Annotated in this window: 19 protein-coding genes; 8 read left to right on the forward strand and 11 right to left on the reverse strand. The window is 61.9% G+C overall.

Features of this window, described 5'->3' with window-relative positions:
* Positions 1–3 precede the first annotated feature (3 nt).
* Positions 4–174: a hypothetical protein gene (locus tag NW845_RS03935; RefSeq protein WP_414362442.1), complete on the forward strand. Its 171-nt coding sequence runs from the start codon at positions 4–6 to the stop codon at positions 172–174.
* Here NW845_RS03935 and NW845_RS03940 read toward each other — a convergent pair.
* Positions 171–1,094, reverse strand: coding sequence for an NAD(+) kinase (locus NW845_RS03940; RefSeq protein ID WP_414376949.1), 924 nt, complete (start codon positions 1,092–1,094; stop codon positions 171–173). The two genes, NW845_RS03935 and NW845_RS03940, sit on opposite strands and share 4 nt — an antisense overlap.
* A gap of 173 nt (positions 1,095–1,267) precedes the next feature.
* On the opposite strand from NW845_RS03940, the gene ispE reads away from it, so the two are divergent.
* Complete coding sequence (gene ispE, locus NW845_RS03945) at positions 1,268–2,236, forward strand: 4-(cytidine 5'-diphospho)-2-C-methyl-D-erythritol kinase (protein WP_414376951.1); 969 nt, start codon at positions 1,268–1,270, stop codon at positions 2,234–2,236.
* Between the two features lie 98 nt (positions 2,237–2,334).
* The gene (gene leuC, locus NW845_RS03950; RefSeq protein WP_414364700.1) at positions 2,335–3,738 is read left to right on the forward strand and encodes a 3-isopropylmalate dehydratase large subunit; all 1,404 of its coding nucleotides are present in this window, start codon (positions 2,335–2,337) and stop codon (positions 3,736–3,738) included.
* 56 nt (positions 3,739–3,794) lie between these two features.
* Here leuC and thiD read toward each other — a convergent pair whose 3' ends face one another.
* The 9 genes from thiD to NW845_RS03995 all read right to left on the reverse strand — a co-directional run bounded on the left by thiD (position 3,795) and on the right by NW845_RS03995 (position 8,591).
* Complete coding sequence (gene thiD / locus NW845_RS03955; RefSeq protein ID WP_414364702.1) at positions 3,795–4,643, reverse strand: bifunctional hydroxymethylpyrimidine kinase/phosphomethylpyrimidine kinase; 849 nt, start codon at positions 4,641–4,643, stop codon at positions 3,795–3,797.
* Between the two features lie 37 nt (positions 4,644–4,680).
* Positions 4,681–4,881, reverse strand: a complete 201-nt coding sequence (locus NW845_RS03960; RefSeq protein WP_414376953.1) for a hypothetical protein — start codon at positions 4,879–4,881, stop codon at positions 4,681–4,683.
* Positions 4,882–4,911: 30 nt separating this feature from the next.
* Positions 4,912–5,220, reverse strand: a complete 309-nt coding sequence (locus NW845_RS03965) for a 2Fe-2S iron-sulfur cluster-binding protein (RefSeq protein WP_414364706.1) — start codon at positions 5,218–5,220, stop codon at positions 4,912–4,914.
* A gap of 8 nt (positions 5,221–5,228) precedes the next feature.
* Positions 5,229–5,486, reverse strand: a complete 258-nt coding sequence (locus NW845_RS03970; RefSeq protein WP_414364707.1) for a DUF1816 domain-containing protein — start codon at positions 5,484–5,486, stop codon at positions 5,229–5,231.
* A gap of 42 nt (positions 5,487–5,528) precedes the next feature.
* The gene (rlmB, locus tag NW845_RS03975) at positions 5,529–6,611 is read right to left on the reverse strand and encodes a 23S rRNA (guanosine(2251)-2'-O)-methyltransferase RlmB (RefSeq protein WP_414376955.1); all 1,083 of its coding nucleotides are present in this window, start codon (positions 6,609–6,611) and stop codon (positions 5,529–5,531) included.
* A 32-nt stretch (positions 6,612–6,643) separates the two neighbouring features.
* Positions 6,644–7,075, reverse strand: coding sequence for a ribonuclease III domain-containing protein (locus NW845_RS03980; RefSeq protein ID WP_414364711.1), 432 nt, complete (start codon positions 7,073–7,075; stop codon positions 6,644–6,646).
* 189 nt (positions 7,076–7,264) lie between these two features.
* On the reverse strand, positions 7,265–7,741 hold the full coding sequence (locus NW845_RS03985; protein WP_414364713.1) for a photosystem I reaction center protein subunit XI: 477 nt from the start codon (positions 7,739–7,741) through the stop codon (positions 7,265–7,267).
* Between the two features lie 125 nt (positions 7,742–7,866).
* Entirely contained in the window at positions 7,867–7,986 is a 120-nt protein-coding gene (locus NW845_RS03990; RefSeq protein ID WP_011434365.1) for a photosystem I reaction center subunit IX, read from the reverse strand.
* 59 nt (positions 7,987–8,045) lie between these two features.
* A complete protein-coding gene (locus tag NW845_RS03995; protein ID WP_414364715.1) occupies positions 8,046–8,591 on the reverse strand; it encodes a Photosystem I reaction center subunit III in 546 nt (181 codons plus the stop codon).
* A 190-nt stretch (positions 8,592–8,781) separates the two neighbouring features.
* Here NW845_RS03995 and tsaD point away from each other — a divergent pair, with 190 nt between their 5' ends.
* Positions 8,782–9,879 (forward strand): tRNA (adenosine(37)-N6)-threonylcarbamoyltransferase complex transferase subunit TsaD, encoded by a 1,098-nt coding sequence (gene tsaD, locus NW845_RS04000; RefSeq protein ID WP_414376957.1) that lies wholly within the window; start codon positions 8,782–8,784, stop codon positions 9,877–9,879.
* Here the strand turns inward: tsaD and mnmG are convergent.
* Positions 9,840–11,774, reverse strand: a complete 1,935-nt coding sequence (gene mnmG / locus NW845_RS04005) for a tRNA uridine-5-carboxymethylaminomethyl(34) synthesis enzyme MnmG (protein ID WP_414376959.1) — start codon at positions 11,772–11,774, stop codon at positions 9,840–9,842. The genes tsaD and mnmG overlap by 40 nt on opposite strands.
* Before the next feature lie 307 nt (positions 11,775–12,081).
* On the opposite strand from mnmG, the gene thrC reads away from it, so the two are divergent.
* The 4 genes from thrC to NW845_RS04025 all read left to right on the forward strand — a co-directional run bounded on the left by thrC (position 12,082) and on the right by NW845_RS04025 (position 15,887).
* Positions 12,082–13,422 carry a threonine synthase gene (gene thrC, locus NW845_RS04010; RefSeq protein WP_414376960.1) on the forward strand — a complete coding sequence of 447 codons (1,341 nt, stop codon included), beginning with the start codon at positions 12,082–12,084 and terminating at the stop codon, positions 13,420–13,422.
* 296 nt (positions 13,423–13,718) lie between these two features.
* Positions 13,719–13,994 (forward strand): ubiquitin-like small modifier protein 1, encoded by a 276-nt coding sequence (locus NW845_RS04015; protein ID WP_414362426.1) that lies wholly within the window; start codon positions 13,719–13,721, stop codon positions 13,992–13,994.
* A gap of 17 nt (positions 13,995–14,011) precedes the next feature.
* Positions 14,012–14,599 (forward strand): DNA-3-methyladenine glycosylase, encoded by a 588-nt coding sequence (locus tag NW845_RS04020; RefSeq protein ID WP_414376962.1) that lies wholly within the window; start codon positions 14,012–14,014, stop codon positions 14,597–14,599.
* Between the two features lie 70 nt (positions 14,600–14,669).
* Positions 14,670–15,887 carry a peptidase C39 family protein gene (locus NW845_RS04025; RefSeq protein WP_414376964.1) on the forward strand — a complete coding sequence of 406 codons (1,218 nt, stop codon included), beginning with the start codon at positions 14,670–14,672 and terminating at the stop codon, positions 15,885–15,887.
* Positions 15,888–16,042 lie beyond the last annotated feature (155 nt).

A 16,042-nucleotide genomic window follows, 5' to 3' on the forward strand; every position in this document is an offset into this window, starting at 1 on the left:
CCTTTGCTAGACTACCCACAGCGTCGCCCCTTGGGTTTTGTGGATTGCTTTGGCGGCGTCAACAGCAAGTTTTTAGGGGATGCGGGCACCGGCAAGCGGGTCTTCGGCAGCGCCTCCATCCAACGGCCTCCCAAGACCAACAACTTGTGCAGGACTCCTAAGTTCTCCGGCTAGGGCAGCTCTACCGAGGTAGGCTTAGAAGCATAAGTTAGGCCCCAGCCCAACTTCTCGCGCATGACGCGGAAGAACTCCGGTCGGCGGAGGCGAATCAAATCTGTCCAGTAGGGGGCGCGGACAACGCGGATTTGGTCTTCTGCCAGGATGTAGCAGCCGGCATTGCCGTCGGCTACCAAAACCAGCGGTTGGGGGCTGGCGGGGCTGATCCACACCTCTTCCGAATCGGGAAAAACCAGAGCCCGTGAGGCCATTGAGTGGGGACAGATAGGGATCAACTGCAACACCGGCAGACTGGGAGTGATGACAGGCCCTCCCGCCGAAAGGGCATAGGCCGTCGAGCCAGTGGGGGTGGCTAAAATGATGCCGTCGGCAGCTACATCCAAAGGTGAGTGCTCCCCAATGGTTACTTCAAAGTGGCACATGCTGGTCAAGGGCTCGCGGTGCAGCACCATTTCATTGAGGCTGAGCACCTCCCAGCGCAACTCATGGCCGCGGTAGGCCTGCACCAGCAGCATGCTGCGGCGATCTAGGATGTACTCGCCGGCAATGGCTGCCTTGGCTGCCTCTTCTAGGTGGCTGAGGTAGGTCTCCGTCAGAAAGCCCAAGTGGCCAGTGTTCACGGCCAGCAAAGGGATCCCTTTGGGGGCCAGTTGCCGGGCTGCTGCCAAAACAGTGCCATCTCCCCCCAGCACCACGGCAAACTTCATGCTTTCGTCAAAGCCGGCGGGGGCCAAGCTGTCCACCTTCGTCAGGCAGACGGGACTACTGGGCTTGGCGTAGCCGAGAATGCCGCCCCAGTTGGGGGCAACACAGACCTCCCAGCCCTGTTCTTGAAACCAGCGGGCCAAGGTTTCGCTGCTGCGCTTGGCGGCGGGCTTGGCGTCGTTGTAGAGGATCCCAACTTTGGGCTTGCTCATGGGGCAGTGGTGAGGCAGAGGGTGCCAAAACTTTATCAGTTCTGGAATAGCTGCAGCAAAAAGTAGCTAGCCCCAGGGTTCTACCCAGATCCCTTGCCTTAGAATCGGGCTGAAAGGGCTCCCCAGATTAGGTCTGTGTTTGCGTTGGTCTGGACAGGCTGAGGGGAGTGGAGATGCATTGCCAACCCCGTTCTCACCCCATGCAAGCCTGTACCCTGATTGCCCGCGCCAAGATCAATCTTTACCTGGAAATCCTCGGATCCCGCCCCGATGGCTATTCCGAGGTGGCTATGATCCTGCAGAGCATTGCTTTGGCGGATCGCGTGCGTCTCCAGCGCCGTGCCCACGGCATCCACCTAATCTGCAGCCACCCGGAGGTGCCGGCAGATGGCCGTAACCTAGCCTACCAAGCGGCTGAGCTGCTGCAAAAGGAATGTCAGGCCGATCTGGGAGTGGAGATCCAGCTGGAAAAACAGATCCCAGTAGCAGCGGGCTTGGCGGGCGGCTCAGCGGATGCGGCGGCAGTTTTGGTGGGACTCAACCAGCTCTGGGGCTTGGGCCTAACGGTAGGAGAACTCCAGCAGTTGGCGGCGCGTCTGGGATCCGATATTCCCTTCTGCGTACAGGGAGGGACGCAGCTAGCCACGGGGCGGGGAGAAGTTTTACAGCCCCTGGCCGACTGGGAAGGGATCCCCCTGCTCTTGGCCAAGCCCCGGCATCTAGGGGTTTCCACCGCCTGGGCCTATCAGGCCTTTCGCACTCGCACTGCCGCTTCCTTACCTTCTGTCGCGTCCTCCTTGCCGAGCTTGCCCCAGGTGCTGGCTGCTCTGGAGCAGCGGGATCTGCTGGCCTTGGCCCGCAGTTTGCGCAACGATCTGGAACAGCCGGTTTTGGCGGAGTACGCCATTGTGGGAAAATTGCGCCAGGCCTTGCTTGAGGCAGGGGCATGGGGGGCCTTGATGTCGGGCTCGGGGCCGACGGTGCTTGGGATCATGCCCAGCCTGGAATTGGCCGCCCAAGCCCGCGACAGCCTGCGTCGCCACTTTCCGGAGGTGGATTTCTGGGTAACCCAATCTGCTCCCACCGGCATTTTGCTCGAGCCGGATCCCCAGCCGCTTGACCCCCCTAGAGGTGCCAGCTAGCTTGGCTGGGAAAAGGGCCCTGGCCGCCCCTGCCTTGGCAAACCTTAGAATTAAGAGAAATTAAGAAAGATCGGCTTGGCCGCGGGCTAGAGAGGAAGATGAGCGAAAGAACGCTTTTTGACAAGGTCTGGGACGCCCATACGGTGCGGGTTTTGCCCTCGGGGCAGACGCAGTTGTTTATCGGCCTGCACCTCATCCACGAGGTGACCAGTCCCCAGGCTTTTGCCATGCTGCGGGAGCGCCATCTGCCGGTTCTCTTTCCAGAGCGCACCGTGGCTACAGTGGATCACATCATTCCCACGGACAACCGGACGCGGCCCTTTGCGGATCCCTTGGCAGAGGAGATGATCCAGGAGCTGGAGCGCAACTGTCGCCAATACGGCATCCGCTTTTACAACAGCGGCTCCGGTCGGCAGGGGATCGTGCATGTAATTGCGCCGGAACAAGGGCTGACGCAGCCGGGGATGACCATTGCCTGCGGCGATAGCCATACTTCTACCCACGGCGCCTTTGGGGCGATTGCCTTTGGTATTGGCACCAGCCAGGTGCGGGACGTGCTGGCCACCCAAACCTTGGCCCTGTCTAAGCTCAAGGTGCGCCGTATCGAGGTCCAGGGCAGCCTGGGGCCAGGAGTTTACGCCAAGGATGTTATCCTGCACATCATCCGCAAGCTGGGGGTCAAAGGCGGGGTGGGCTACGCCTACGAGTACGGCGGCAGCACCATCGAGGCAATGAGCATGGAGGAGCGCATGACCCTCTGCAACATGTCCATCGAAGGGGGAGCCCGCTGCGGCTACGTTAATCCCGATGCGGTAACTTTTGAGTACCTAAAGGGACGGGAGTTTGCTCCTCAGGGATCCGACTGGGAGGAGGCAGTGGCCTGGTGGAAAAGCTTAGCCAGCGACGCCGACGCTGTCTATGACGACGTGGTGGTGTTTCAGGCCTCTGAGATTGCCCCCACGGTAACTTGGGGGATTACCCCCGGCCAGGGTATTGGGGTGGACGAGCGGATCCCTGCTCCCGAGGAGCTGCCAGAAAGCGAGCGGGAGCTGGCTAGGGAAGCCTATGCCTACATGGGTTTGCGGCCTGGGGATCCCATTGTGGGCACGCCAGTGGATGTCTGCTTCATTGGCAGTTGCACCAATGGCCGCTTGAGTGACTTGCGGGAGGCGGCCAAGATTGCCAAAGGACGGCGGGTAGCACCTGGAGTGAAGGCGTTTGTCGTGCCTGGCTCGGAGCGGGTCAAGCAGGAGGCAGAACGCGAGGGCCTGCGCGAGATCTTTGAGGTGGCAGGGTTTGAGTGGCGGGATCCCGGCTGCTCCATGTGCTTGGCCATGAACCCAGACCGCCTGGTAGGCCGGCAAATAAGCGCTTCTTCTTCCAACCGCAACTTCAAGGGCCGTCAGGGATCCCCCACGGGACGCACCCTGCTGATGAGTCCGGCCATGGTGGCGGCAGCGGCAGTAAGCGGCAAAGTGGTGGACGTGCGGGAACTGCTCTAGCCAACCCTCCCCTAGCAGGGTGAGCCCGTGCCACCAAGCTTGCTTTCTGGGAAGGGCTAGGACTGCAGCAGCGGGTAGAAGTGCCCTACCGGCCCTTGTCCTGCGCCGATGGCCAGAGGATGCCGCAGGGCGTCGGTAACATAGGCCTTGGCCGCCAGTGTTGCCGTCAGGGGATCCTTTCCCCAAGCCAGTTGCGCCGCAATGGCTGCCGAGAGGGTGCAGCCGGTGCCGTGGGTGTGACGGGTGGGGATGCGCTCGCTTTTGAGGACCTCCAGCCGCTCGCCGTCAAACCACACATCCACCCCCTGCAGTTCCCCTGGCATACCTCCCCCCTTGACGAGTACAGCCTTACAGCCCAGGGCGTGGATGCGGCGGGCCGCTTCCTCCATATCCGCCAGCAACTGCAGCTCCATCCCTGCCAAAATCTGAGCCTCGTAGCGGTTGGGGGTAACGACCTGAGCCAGAGGGATCAGCCGCTCGCGGATGGCCTGGATGGCATCCTCCGCCAGCAGCTTGGCCCCCGTGCGGGAGACCATCACCGGATCCACTACCAGCGGCTGCAGCGCCCAGCGTTCCACCTGGCGGGCCACCTCCCGCACAATCTCGGCATTGAGCAACATGCCGGTTTTGATCCCTTGCACCCCAATGTCTTCCACTACCGCCTCAATCTGGGCAGCCACCGCCTCCGGGGGTAGGGGATCCACTCGCTTAACCCCCAGGGTATTCTGGGCAGTTACGCAGGTAAGGGCGGAAGTGCCGTGAACGCGCTGGAAGGCAAAGGTGCGCAGATCCGCTTGAATGCCTGCTCCGCCGCCGCTATCGGAGCCGGCGATGGTGAGGGCCACAGGGGGACGCTGCTCGGCCAAAGTTGGAGCTGGGGCCGCTTCAGGTTTGGAGACAGACATGGCAACTGCCGGGGGTACCGCTAGCCATTTCTATAGCCTAAACCCAACTCGCCTCGTCCGTGGTAGCCACCACCTCCACCCAAACCCTCTCCCCCTCCACCGCCGTCAGACTCCAGCGCAGGAGGCGGGCTGGCTGCCCCAGCTCTTGGGCCACTTGTTGGAGAAGGGATCCCTCCAGTTGAGACGCAGAAAGCGGCAAACTTAGGGGCAAAGCTAGACGCAGAAAATGGAGCTTCACAGCTTGGAGATACTCGATGCTAGACCAGGGCTAGGAGCCAAACTGCAAGCGGTAAACCTCCTCCTCTTGATCCGTTTCCACCTCCAAGTCGGAGGTAGGGTAGGCTACGCACAGCAGAACAAAGCCCTGAGCCTTGAGTTCCGGCCCGATCCCCATTGCGTCAGCCTGGGCTACGGATCCCGACTTTAGCCGCCCCGCACAGGTGGTGCAGACTCCCGCCTGGCAAGAGGAAGGTAGCTCCAGGCCGTGCTCGAGAGCTGCCTGTAAAACCGTCTGATCCGCCGCGGCAGGAAACTGGTAGGTCTGGCCCCGATGATGGACAGTGATCTGGTAAACCATAGCGAACCTCAAGAACCCACCTGTGAAGGGGTGTGAACCACCGTCAGCGTCTGCGGCTGGCGCATTTTCTTTATCCGAGCCTCGATCTTCTCAGCCCCCTCCGCCTTTAGGTCGGCGATGTAGTGGCTTTTGTGCGCTTCCGCTTCTTTCTCGCTGGCGAAGGGGCCGTAGTAGTAGGTGCAGTCGTCGGTGGTGATCTCAACCCAGACCGTTAAGCCACGCAGCTTATCCAACAGCCAGACCAAAGGGTTGCCCACGGGATCCATCCCCCCTATTAAGCGCAAAGGATGACTCAGGATCTTTTGCAATCACCTAGATTCTACTGCCTTCGTTGAGGATTTGTTGAGAAATGTTTCGACCTCGGTGCGTTTGAGCTGGTGGGGGGAGCGCTGCCGGTGGATCTCATAAAGGGCGATGCCTGCTGCCACCGAGGCATTTAAGCTCTCGGTGCGGCCTGGCAAGGGAATCGACAGCAGTTGGTCGCAGTGGCGCTGGGTGAGTAGGCTGATGCCTTCCCCTTCGGATCCAATTACCAAGGCAACGGGTCGGCGAAAGTCGGCGCTATAGACAGGGACAGCCCCCTGGCTGGTGGTGCCATAGACCCAAAACCCCTGTTCTTTAAGATATTCCAGGGCGCGGTTTAAGTTCACCACCCGCGCCACCGGCAGGGTAGAGAGGGCCCCCGCTGCCACCTTCATCACTGTCGCCGTGACGCCTGCCGCCCGCCGCTGTGGGATCACCATCCCCTGCATGCCAAACGCCTCCACGCTGCGGGCAATGGCCCCCAGGTTGTGGGGATCCTGGATCCCGTCTAGCACCACCAGCACCGGATGGGGGCCGGACTGCCGGCTCTGTTCCACCAGCTCTTCCAGATCCACGTAGCGGTAAGGGGTGGCCTGGGCGGCGATCCCCTGATGGTTGGCTCCGGCGGTGAGAAGGTTTAGCCGCTGGGGAGACACCTCATCGATGACGGTACCCCGTGCTTTGGCTTCTTCCAACAAAGACAAAAATTGCGGGCTGTAGCGCAACCGCGGCAGTACCCACACTCGGTTAAGGGTGGCCTGGCTTCTCAGCGCGGCCAACACGGTTTGGCGACCGTAGATGATCTCTTGTTCAGGTTCGGCTTCGGGATCCCAGTTAACCTGAAGCGCCTCTTCCTCTGGACTAGCAACAGGAAGGCTGGGATCCGACTGGGGGCGTTCCTGCTCAGCCTTGCGACGAAGCGGCTTTACGGGCGGCTCTTGCGCCGCCGGCTTGGGATGGGGAAGAAGGCTGCCATCGCGGCGTTTAGGCCGCTCGCGCTTGCCAACGGGCTGCCCCGCCCCTCGCCGCTGCAGCTTGTCCCGGCGAGACAGCCGTACAGGAGGTTTGCGCTGGGAAGGCTTGGGCATGGGCGGAGAAGGGTGCAGAGTAAAAGCTGATCCTAACCTTCCCCCTCGCCTATCGTCTCGGCCAAAACATCGGTGAGAGCGAGAATGTGGCGTAGCCGCTCGGGATCGGTGAGGTAGAGGTAGCCCAAGATGGTTTCCAGGCCGCTGGCATTTTGGTAGTCGGCCAAGGGCAAGTGCCGGGGTGGACGACCGCAGCCGTTGCGGCCCCAGCGGACGATCTCCCGCTCTTCAGAGCTGAGATAGGGCAAAAGCGCCAACAGCAATCTGGCCTGAGCAGATCCGCGTACCCGCCTCACCACCTGCCGATGGTAAAGCTCTGGCCGGGTGGGAGGAAACAACTGCTGCCGTCGCACGTGCAGTTCGTAAATAGCATCCCCTAGGTAGGCCAGGGCTGCAGGTGACAGGCGACGGATCTCAGCCAAAGAGAAACTTGCAGAGGTGGGATCGGACAGTAGATCGCTCACGACAGCTTACAACAACTATTTGGAGCACTGCCTAGAACCGCTGCCGTCGGTTCATAGCAAATTCGAGACTCCACTGGCTGGTTCAGTCTATGCTAGGGCAAGCTTCCTGCCTTTTGCCAGTCTTCCTGCTGCCCGGAAGAGGCCCTCAAAGACGTCGTAGATGAGGGGATGGACTAGAGAGGAAACCGCTTAGCCGAAATTGGGGAATAACAGATCTCCATTGAGCAAAAGCAGATAGGCGACAATTGCCCCGCCCATGCCCCCTATCAAAAAGCCGGCGGCCAGCTCGCTCCAGGATTGGGATCCCTGCACTGGCCCGTTGTTGCGCTGCGGGGAGACGGTGCCGTAGAGAGAGAGAGCTGCCGTCATGATCAAGATCAGGCCACAGGCTCCCAGGAAACCGCTCAGCAGGCCGATGGGCTCGCCGCGCAGCGGCCCCAGCTTGGCAAAAGGTCCCACTAACCAATAGCCGTGGGCCATGCCAATTTCCAAACCCCGCCAAACAGGGCTTACTCTCGGCCGGTTAATGGGCAGCCAATCTAGGAAAAGGCGGACGGCAGGAGCATGGTTGATTGGCGTCCAGAAATCGCCAATCTGCGGATCCCCTTCCGGAACGGCGATATATCCCCTATTGGGGGAAACGGTATCGGCAGTGGGTTCAACCATGTCGGCAACTCTGGTTCCAGTGCAAAAAGGGTTAGAAAAATCTCAAATTCCAAAAAGTCTAGTTTAAAAGACCAGGGATCCCTGTGGGTGTTGTTGCCGACGCTAGGGATCCCTGGCTTGGGGGTTCAGAACGTCAAAATGTCGGGGAAGAAGCGGTTGATCTCAATGAACAGGGCAAAAACGAAGCTGGAAAACAAGATAAAGGCCACCGGAGCCGTGGTAAGAAACTTGGTGAAATCAGCCATACATACCTCTCAAGTCGGATAGGTCAAGCTAAGCCAAAAGCAGAGGAGAAGCTCCTTCTTCAGCGAGGAGAGATGGGCACGGCCTCTTCCGGCTCCTGAATTTCGCCGCTGGCAATTTCCTTGAAAGCAGCGGCAGGCCAGGCTAAAGCCGTGAGGAAACAGCGCAGTGCCAGGGGGACGTCGATGATGCTTTCTTTCATCTCCGGCTCGTCGCTATTCCGGACAGCAATCAGGTAGGAGCGCCCAGCCCAGCCCAGCCAGCCAGCGATGTAGAGGAAAAGCAGGCCAGGGATGAGAAACTCGCCCGCATGGCTCCAGCGGCCATCGGTAACCAGGTGGGGCAAGCCTTCCTCGCCACAGAGCAGCTTGCTGTAGCGTTCAAAGCGCTTCGTGGTTTGGGCCAACTTTTGCTGGTAAAGGGGAGCTAGGGAAGGGCTGGCGTTGAGGATCTTCTCTTCGAGGCTGCTCAGGCGTTCGTTCATGAGGGCCTGAAAAGCGGGAACTTCGCTGCAAGGCTTCAGACCGATCAAGGGCTCTGCCTGCACAGCCTGGGCGAGGCCAAGCGCCAGGCAAAGGGCCAACAGGAGACTCAAAAGGGTTCGCATAGCAGGATGTGTCCTTGAGCTAGGGGTCTAGGTCTGTCTAAATGTGCAGGAATGCTAAGTGCAGAAACGGGCACTAAACGGTTAGTATCATACTCCCGAGCGCCTCACCTCGATGGATCCTGAGTTTTAGCTCACACAATTCTTAAGGATCCTGAAGCGTTCCCAACCCTTTTCCCCCACTTGCTCTCCCATGGCCCGCGTCCTCGCTATCGAAACCAGTTGCGACGAAACGGCTGTGGCGGTGGTGGAGGCGGAGCCGAGCTGGCCAGCCTTTGCCCCGCGGCAGCTTAGCTCTGTGGTGGCTAGCCAGATTGACCTTCATGCGGCCTATGGGGGCGTGGTGCCGGAGGTGGCCTCCCGCCGCCACGTGGAAACTCTGCCCTTTGTGCTGGAATCGGCCCTGCAGCAGGCCGGGCTGGGCGTGGCCGAGGTGGATGCCGTTGCCGTCACCTGTGCGCCGGGTCTGGTGGGATCCCTGCTGGTGGGGCTGATGGCGGCCAAGACCTTAGCCTTGCTCTACAACAAACCTTGGATCGGGGTGCACCATCTGGAGGGCCACCTGTTCAGCGGCTTTTTGGCCACCGCCGATTTGCGCCCTCCCTGCCTCTGCCTTTTGGTTTCAGGGGGCCACACCAGCTTGATCTGGATGAAGGACTATGGGGAGTACCAGACGATGGGCCGCACCCGTGACGATGCTGCCGGCGAAGCCTTTGACAAGGTGGCGCGGCTGTTGGGGCTGGGCTACCCCGGCGGGCCCCAGATCGACCGCTGGGCGCAACAAGGGGATCCCAACCGCTTCCCCCTGCCCGCGGGCAAGCTGGATCACCCCTACGACACCAGCTTCAGCGGCTTGAAGACGGCGGTGCTGCGCCTGGTGCAACAGTTGCAGCAGGAAGGCCGGGAACTGCCCGTGGCCGATATTGCTGCCAGCTTCCAGGCCTGCCTCACCCGCGGGCTGACCGAAAAAGCGGTGGCCTGTGCCGAGGCGCTGGGCCTCTCGACCCTGCTGGTTACAGGGGGGGTGGCCGCCAACCGGGAGCTGCGAGCTCGCCTGCTGGAAGCGGGCCGACCCAAGGGCCTGCGGGTGATCATCCCGCCTGTTGCCCTCTGTACCGACAACGCCGCCATGATCGGGGCAGCCGGCCTCTGCCACTGGCTGCGGGGAGAGATCTCACCCCTGGATCTGGGCGTAGCTTCGCGCCTGCCCCTGGAAGAGATCCCTGCCCTCTACGGCAAGGGGGGCAGAGATTACCGCGAGGTGCTAACGGGTTCTGCCGTTGCCCTCTGACGTTGCCGCACCTCGAGGTAGATGAGCAGGGCGTTGATGTCGGCGGGGTTGACGCCGCCAATGCGAGCGGCCTGGCCCACCGTCAGGGGTCGGACGGCCGCCAGTTTCTCCCGCGACTCTTTGGAGAGGGTGGGGATGGAGTGGTAGTCCAGATCGGGGGGCAGGGGGCGGTGGTACTGCTTGCTCACCTGCTCAATTTGGTTCTGCTGCCGCTGGATGTAGCCGCTGTATTTGACGGCAATTTCTGCTGCCTCCTGCTCAAAGGGATCCAGCTCCTCATTGCCCAAGCCCAGCTCCAGCAGGTCGGCGTAGTGGATCGGGTTGCGGCGCAGGATCTCGGCCAGCGTGGCGGATCCTTTGATCCCCTGGCCGGTCAATTGGCTGAGGTGGATCCCGGCGGGGTCGTGGGCCTTAACCCGCTGGGTTTCCAGGCGCTCGATCTCGGCGGCAATGCGGGCTTGCTTGGCCTGGAAAAGAGACCAGCGGCGGTCGTCGATGAGGCCCCATTCCCGCCCCAGGGGGGTGAGGCGTTGGTCGGCATTATCGGCGCGCAGGATAAGACGGTATTCGGAGCGGCTGGTGAGCATGCGGTAGGGCTCCCGCAGCTCTTTGGTGCAGAGGTCGTCGATGAGGGTGCCGATGTAGCTGGACTCGCGCGGCAGCGTCACCAGCGGCTTGCCCTGCACCAGGCGGGCGGCATTGATCCCGGCTATGAGCCCCTGGGCTGCCGCCTCCTCGTAGCCGGTGGTGCCGTTAATTTGGCCGGCGCAGAACAGCCCCTGCACTTTTTTGGTCATTAGGGTGGGGTAGAGCTGGGTAGCCGGCAGATAGTCGTATTCCACGGCGTAGGCAGGCCGCAGCATCACGCACCGCTCCAGGCCAGGCAAGGAGCGCAACATCTGGATCTGGATTTTCTCCGGCATCCCCGTCGAGAACCCCTGGATGTAGAGCTCCGGCAGATCCCGCCCTTCCGGCTCGATGAAAATTTGATGGCTTTCCTTGTCGGCGAAACGGACGATCTTGTCTTCGATGCTGGGGCAGTAGCGGGGCCCCTTAGCCTCCACCCAACCGCCGTAGACCGGGGTCTCGTGGAGATTTTCGCGGATGATGCGATGGGTCTCCGGCGTGGTGCGGGTGAGGTAGCAGTCCATCTGCTCCCGCGGCACCCACACCTCCGGGTCGAAGCTAAACCAGCGCACGTCGGGATCCCCTGGTTGCCGCTCCATCACGGAAAAATCGACGCTGCGGCGATCCACACGGGCAGGGGTGCCGGTTTTCAGCCGGCCCGTCTCAAAGCCCAGTTGGCGCAGGGTGTCGGTCAGGCCTTCGACGGCAAATTCCCCCGCCCTGCCGGCAGGTTGCCAGTGGCGGCCAATCCAGATGCGCCCCCCCAGAAACGTGCCCGTGGTCAGGATCACCGCCCGACAGCCGAAGACACTGCCAAAGTGGGTAACCACGCCCACCACCTCATCGTTGCGCCCCAGCACCAGGTCGGTGACGGTGCCCTCGCGAAGGGTCAGGTTGGGTTGGTTTTCCACCACCGAGCGCATCACCCGCGCGTACTCGCGTTTGTCGGTTTGCGCCCGCAAGGCCCACACCGCCGGCCCCCGCGAGCGGTTGAGGATCCGCTTCTGTAAATAGGTGCGGTCGGTAACCTTGCCCATCTCGCCGCCAAGGGCGTCGATTTCGTGCACCAGTTGCGACTTGGCCGGGCCGCCCACGGCGGGGTTACAGGGCTGCCAGGCAATCTTGTCCAGGTTCAACGTCAGCATCAAGGTATTGCAGCCCAAGCGTGCTGCCGCCAAGGCCGCTTCACAGCCGGAATGCCCCCCACCCACCACGATCACATCGTAGTGGTCGAGAAAATCCACGTTGTCTCGTCCAACTTTGAGCATCGGATTGCCCCTTGCTGGCTACCGGGATCCCCTATCCCAATTGGGTTGTTACAGCTTGTTTCTCCAGTCTAGCGATGGATAGAGGGCTATCCCCACATCTCGGCAAGAGGAAAAGGCTCCTTGGCCAGACCCCCACCAGTTTGCCGCCCCGAGGTTGCCCAAACCGGCCAGGATCCCGCTCTCCCCAGTCGAATCTAATCCAGACTATTTTAGTCGGATTTGGTTGACGGGATAGATCGGGGGTGATAAGATGGCCCCCGACGATGGGTAAACAAGATCCAGCCCTTTCTCCTGCCTGAGGCTCCCTATGACGCAAACCCTTTCCCAACGCCCGCTCGTGCCTGCCGCTGCCCCGGCGGCTCCTGCCCTGCGCAACCCCCAGGTGGGCTTCAGCCGCTTGCGCTGCCGCGAATGTGGGGCTGAGTACGAGCCGGTGGCTAAGCACGTGTGCGACCTGTGTTTTGGCCCCCTGGAAGTGGTCTACGACTACGACTGGCTCAAGGGCACCGTCAGTCGGCAGAGCATCCAGGCCGGGCCGCTGTCCATCTGGCGCTATCGGCCTTTTCTGCCGGTGGTTTCGGAGCGGCCCATCGATGTGGGCACCGGCATGACGCCTCTGGTGAAGGCGGAGCGGCTGGGCCGGCGGTTGGGGTTGAAAAACCTCTACATCAAAAATGACGCCGTCAACATGCCCACCCTCAGCTTTAAGGATCGGGTGGTGTCGGTGGCCCTAACCCGCGCCAAGGAGCTGGGCTTTACCACCGTTTCCTGCGCCAGCACGGGCAATCTGGCCAACTCCACCGCCGCCATTGCCGCCCACGCCGGCTTGGATTGTGTCATCTTCATCCCGGCGGACTTAGAAGCGGGTAAGGTGCTGGGATCCCTCATCTACAACCCCATCGTCATGGCGGTGGAGGGCAACTACGACCAGGTCAATCGCCTCTGCGCCGAGGTGGCCGATCGCTACGGCTGGGGCTTTGTCAACATCAACCTGCGCCCCTACTACGCAGAAGGCTCGAAAACCCTGGCTTACGAAGTGGTGGAGCAACTGGGGTGGCAACTGCCGGATCAGGTGGTGATCCCGCTGGCGTCCGGATCCCTGTACACCAAGATTTACAAAGGTTTCCAGGAGTTTGTGAAGGTGGGGCTGGTGGCGGAGAAGCCGGTTACCTTCCATGGCGCCCAGGCCCAGGGCTGTGCACCCATTGCCCAGGCCTTTCGCGAAGGACGGGATTTTGTTACTCCTGTTAAGCCCAATACCATCGCCAAGTCCATTGCCATCGGCAACCCTGCCGACGGCATCTACGCCCTGGAGATTGCCCGCAAGACCGGCGGCCAGATCGCGACGGCTACGGATCCTGAGATTATCGCTGGCATCAAGCTCCTGGCCGAGACTGAAGGCATCTTCACCGAGACCGCCGGCGGCACCACCATTGCCGTGCTCAAACACCTGGCCGAAGCCGGACAGCTCGATCCCGAGGCGGTTACGGTTGCCTACATTACCGGCAACGGCTTGAAGACCCAGGAGGCGGTGCAGGCGCAGGTGGGCCATCCGCTGCTGATCTCGCCCAAGCTGGAGAGCTTTGAACAGGCGCTGGAGCGGGCCCGTACGCTGGAGCGGCTGGACTGGCAGGAGGCCTCGGTTTAAAGCGAGGGGGATCCCCCTCCCAAACCCAAGTGCTCAAGAGCTCTGCACCATGCCTCTTCGCCTTTGCCCCTTCCAATCTGGCCTTTGGGCAATTGCTGCCGGGCCCTGGGGAGACGTGGTTGCAGCCGGCCAAGCGGGATCCTCCCTACCCCCTTGGCAGGGCTGCCGCTGGATCCATCCAATGGCAGCATCCGGGTCGAAGGGGCCGGCGTGAACTTACGGCGTGATTCACGGCAGCGATGGGGTGCTGCTACCCTAGTCTTCTAATGTTGGTCAATGGACAAAGCATTGGACTTATGGCGGTCAAGGTGTTAATTCCCACCACGTTGCGGGCGCTCACCCGGGATCAGGAGGTGGTCAGTTGCGAGGGATCCACCATTCGGGAGCTGCTGGAGGCCTTGGAGCAAAGCTATCCAGGCATCAAGGCGCGGCTGTGCGATGAAAAGGGGGAATTGCGCCGCTTTGTTAATCTCTATGTCAATAGCGAAGATATTCGCTTCCTTCAGGGATCCGACACGCCTCTTCAGGATGGGGATGAGGTGAGCATCGTCCCTGCTGTTGCCGGCGGCTGAGGGCTGCCGAGCCTGCTGTGGATCCCAGGGACTGGTTAAGCCAGCCGGCGCCGCTGGTGGCGCCTGCTTTGCTGGGCATGGTGCTGGTGCGGCAATTTGCCGATGGGCTGCAGGTGCGGGCCCAGATCGTGGAGACAGAAGCCTACACCGCCGGGGATCCGGCCTGCCACGCCTATCGCCGCAAGACTCGCCGCAACCAGGTGATGTTTGGGCCGCCGGGCCATCTCTACATCTATCGCATCTACGGCCTCTACCACTGTCTGAACATCGTCACCGAGGCGGAAGGGATCCCGTCAGCAGTGCTGATCCGGGCAGCCCAGTTGGATTGCCTGCCGGAGTGGATCCCGGCTAACAAACGACAGAAACCGGCGCGGGTGGCGGCGGGGCCGGGCCTGCTCTGCCAGGCGCTGCGCATCGATGGATCCCACAACGGCTGGCGGCTGGATCCGGTGCCAGCCGGTCAGGAAGGCATTTGGCTAGAGGGATCCCCCTCTGGGCCAGCCCAATGGACCATTGTCCAGACCACCCGCATCGGTATTACCCGCGGCGTGGAGCTCCCCTGGCGCTGGTACATTAAGGGGCATCCGGCGGTGTCGCGCTACTAGTGGGGGCAAGCAGAGCATGGGGGTTGCAAAAGGCCGGAGCGGTTGGCAAGGTCTGCTTAGGCTGGCTGGCGTGACTGTACTGCTTCTGCCGGCGTTGGCCCAGCCGGCTCCCACTTCCCCAGGACTCCTGACAATGCAAGTCCAGGCCCATGTTACCTATCGCACCGGATTGCAGCGCTGGCAGGCCCCCCAAGGCTTTCAGGACTGGCTAGCCCGCGGGATCCGGCTGAATGCCCAAGGGCAATTGGTTCTGGATCCAGAGGGCTGGCGCCAAGCAGTCAGCCTTGAAGGGCCTGAGTCGGCGTTTCAGGGCCGGCCTTTTTATCCCCCCGGCCGCTATTGGGTGGGAGAAGCCGTCAGCCCGGAGGTTCCCGCCGGCTTTCCTCTGGTGGAAGCGATCGTCTCCTGGAATGCCACCACGCCCCCCGGCACCTGGCTGGAAGTGGGGATCCGGGCCAAGCTTGCGGGGCGCTGGACGAAGTGGTACCACGCCGGGGTGTGGGCCGCCGATCCGGCCACCTTGGCCAGCCACTCCGTGGGCGGGCAGGCCGACGAGGACGGCAACCTCAACACGGATTTGTTGGTGCTCAAGGATACCCAAAGGGGGGCAGAGGCTTTTCAGGTCAGGGTGCGCCTGTTCACGCAAGAGCCAGGCCGTTCCCCCCTTGTGGATCAGGTGGCGGTTGCCTTTTCCAACCAGCCGGTCCAGCCCAGCCACCTCCCCCCTGGGGATCCCAGCCGCTGGGGCCAGGTCTTGGATCTGCCCTTGTGTTCCCAGATGGTCTACGCCGACGGGGGAGCAGCTTGGTGCAGCCCCACCGCTTTGGCCATGGTGATGGCCTACTGGCAGCGGGATCCCCGCCCCTGTGAGCCGTTGGTGCGCGCCGCGGTGGCCGGGGTATACGACCGGGTTTACCAGGGCCACGGCAACTGGGCCTTCAATGTGGCTTATGCCGCCGAGCGAGGGTTGGCCGGCCTGGTGGCGCGGCTGCAGAGCCTGGCCCAAGCAGAAGCCTGGATTGCGGCGGGAGTGCCGGTAATCCTCAGCTATGCCTGGGGTGAGGGCGAGCTGGAGGGGGCGCCGCTCCCCCGCAGCAACGGCCATCTGGCAGTCCTGGTGGGGTTCGATAGCCAAGGGGATCCCATCCTCCACGACCCGGCGGCCCCGACCCACGCAGAAGTTCGCCGCACCTACCGCCGCGACCAGCTGGAGTCTTTGTGGTTGGCACACTCCGGGGGTACTGTCTATTTGATTTATCCGCGGGACTGGCCGATCCCAGAGCTATAAGTCTAACGACCGTCGCTCACCCTGCCAGACGCTTCTGCTCGAAGAGGGTGGGATCTCGATCTGGACACTTGAGCAGACAAACGCAGACACAACTTGGCAAGCACCCAACTGCCATCTGGCTTTTCGGCGGGGATTTGAGTAAGGATGTAAAGAGT

The organism is Synechococcus sp. H60.2 (genome assembly GCF_047462315.1).
Lineage (GTDB): Bacteria > Cyanobacteriota > Cyanobacteriia > Thermostichales > Thermostichaceae > Thermostichus.

Coding starts and splice junctions, on each gene's coding strand:
- NW845_RS04015 (WP_414362426.1), top strand. CDS start 13,719: ATGGCGGTCAAGGTGTTAATTCCCACCACGTTGCGGGCGCTCACCCGG.
- NW845_RS03940 (WP_414376949.1), bottom strand. CDS start 1,094: ATGAGCAAGCCCAAAGTTGGGATCCTCTACAACGACGCCAAGCCCGCC.
- NW845_RS03995 (WP_414364715.1), bottom strand. CDS start 8,591: ATGCGAACCCTTTTGAGTCTCCTGTTGGCCCTTTGCCTGGCGCTTGGC.
- NW845_RS03970 (WP_414364707.1), bottom strand. CDS start 5,486: ATGGATCCCGTGGGCAACCCTTTGGTCTGGCTGTTGGATAAGCTGCGT.
- mnmG (WP_414376959.1), bottom strand. CDS start 11,774: ATGCTCAAAGTTGGACGAGACAACGTGGATTTTCTCGACCACTACGAT.
- NW845_RS03985 (WP_414364713.1), bottom strand. CDS start 7,741: ATGGTTGAACCCACTGCCGATACCGTTTCCCCCAATAGGGGATATATC.
- NW845_RS03990 (WP_011434365.1), bottom strand. CDS start 7,986: ATGGCTGATTTCACCAAGTTTCTTACCACGGCTCCGGTGGCCTTTATC.
- leuC (WP_414364700.1), top strand. CDS start 2,335: ATGAGCGAAAGAACGCTTTTTGACAAGGTCTGGGACGCCCATACGGTG.
- ispE (WP_414376951.1), top strand. CDS start 1,268: ATGCATTGCCAACCCCGTTCTCACCCCATGCAAGCCTGTACCCTGATT.
- thiD (WP_414364702.1), bottom strand. CDS start 4,643: ATGTCTGTCTCCAAACCTGAAGCGGCCCCAGCTCCAACTTTGGCCGAG.
- thrC (WP_414376960.1), top strand. CDS start 12,082: ATGACGCAAACCCTTTCCCAACGCCCGCTCGTGCCTGCCGCTGCCCCG.
- NW845_RS03965 (WP_414364706.1), bottom strand. CDS start 5,220: ATGGTTTACCAGATCACTGTCCATCATCGGGGCCAGACCTACCAGTTT.
- tsaD (WP_414376957.1), top strand. CDS start 8,782: ATGGCCCGCGTCCTCGCTATCGAAACCAGTTGCGACGAAACGGCTGTG.
- rlmB (WP_414376955.1), bottom strand. CDS start 6,611: ATGCCCAAGCCTTCCCAGCGCAAACCTCCTGTACGGCTGTCTCGCCGG.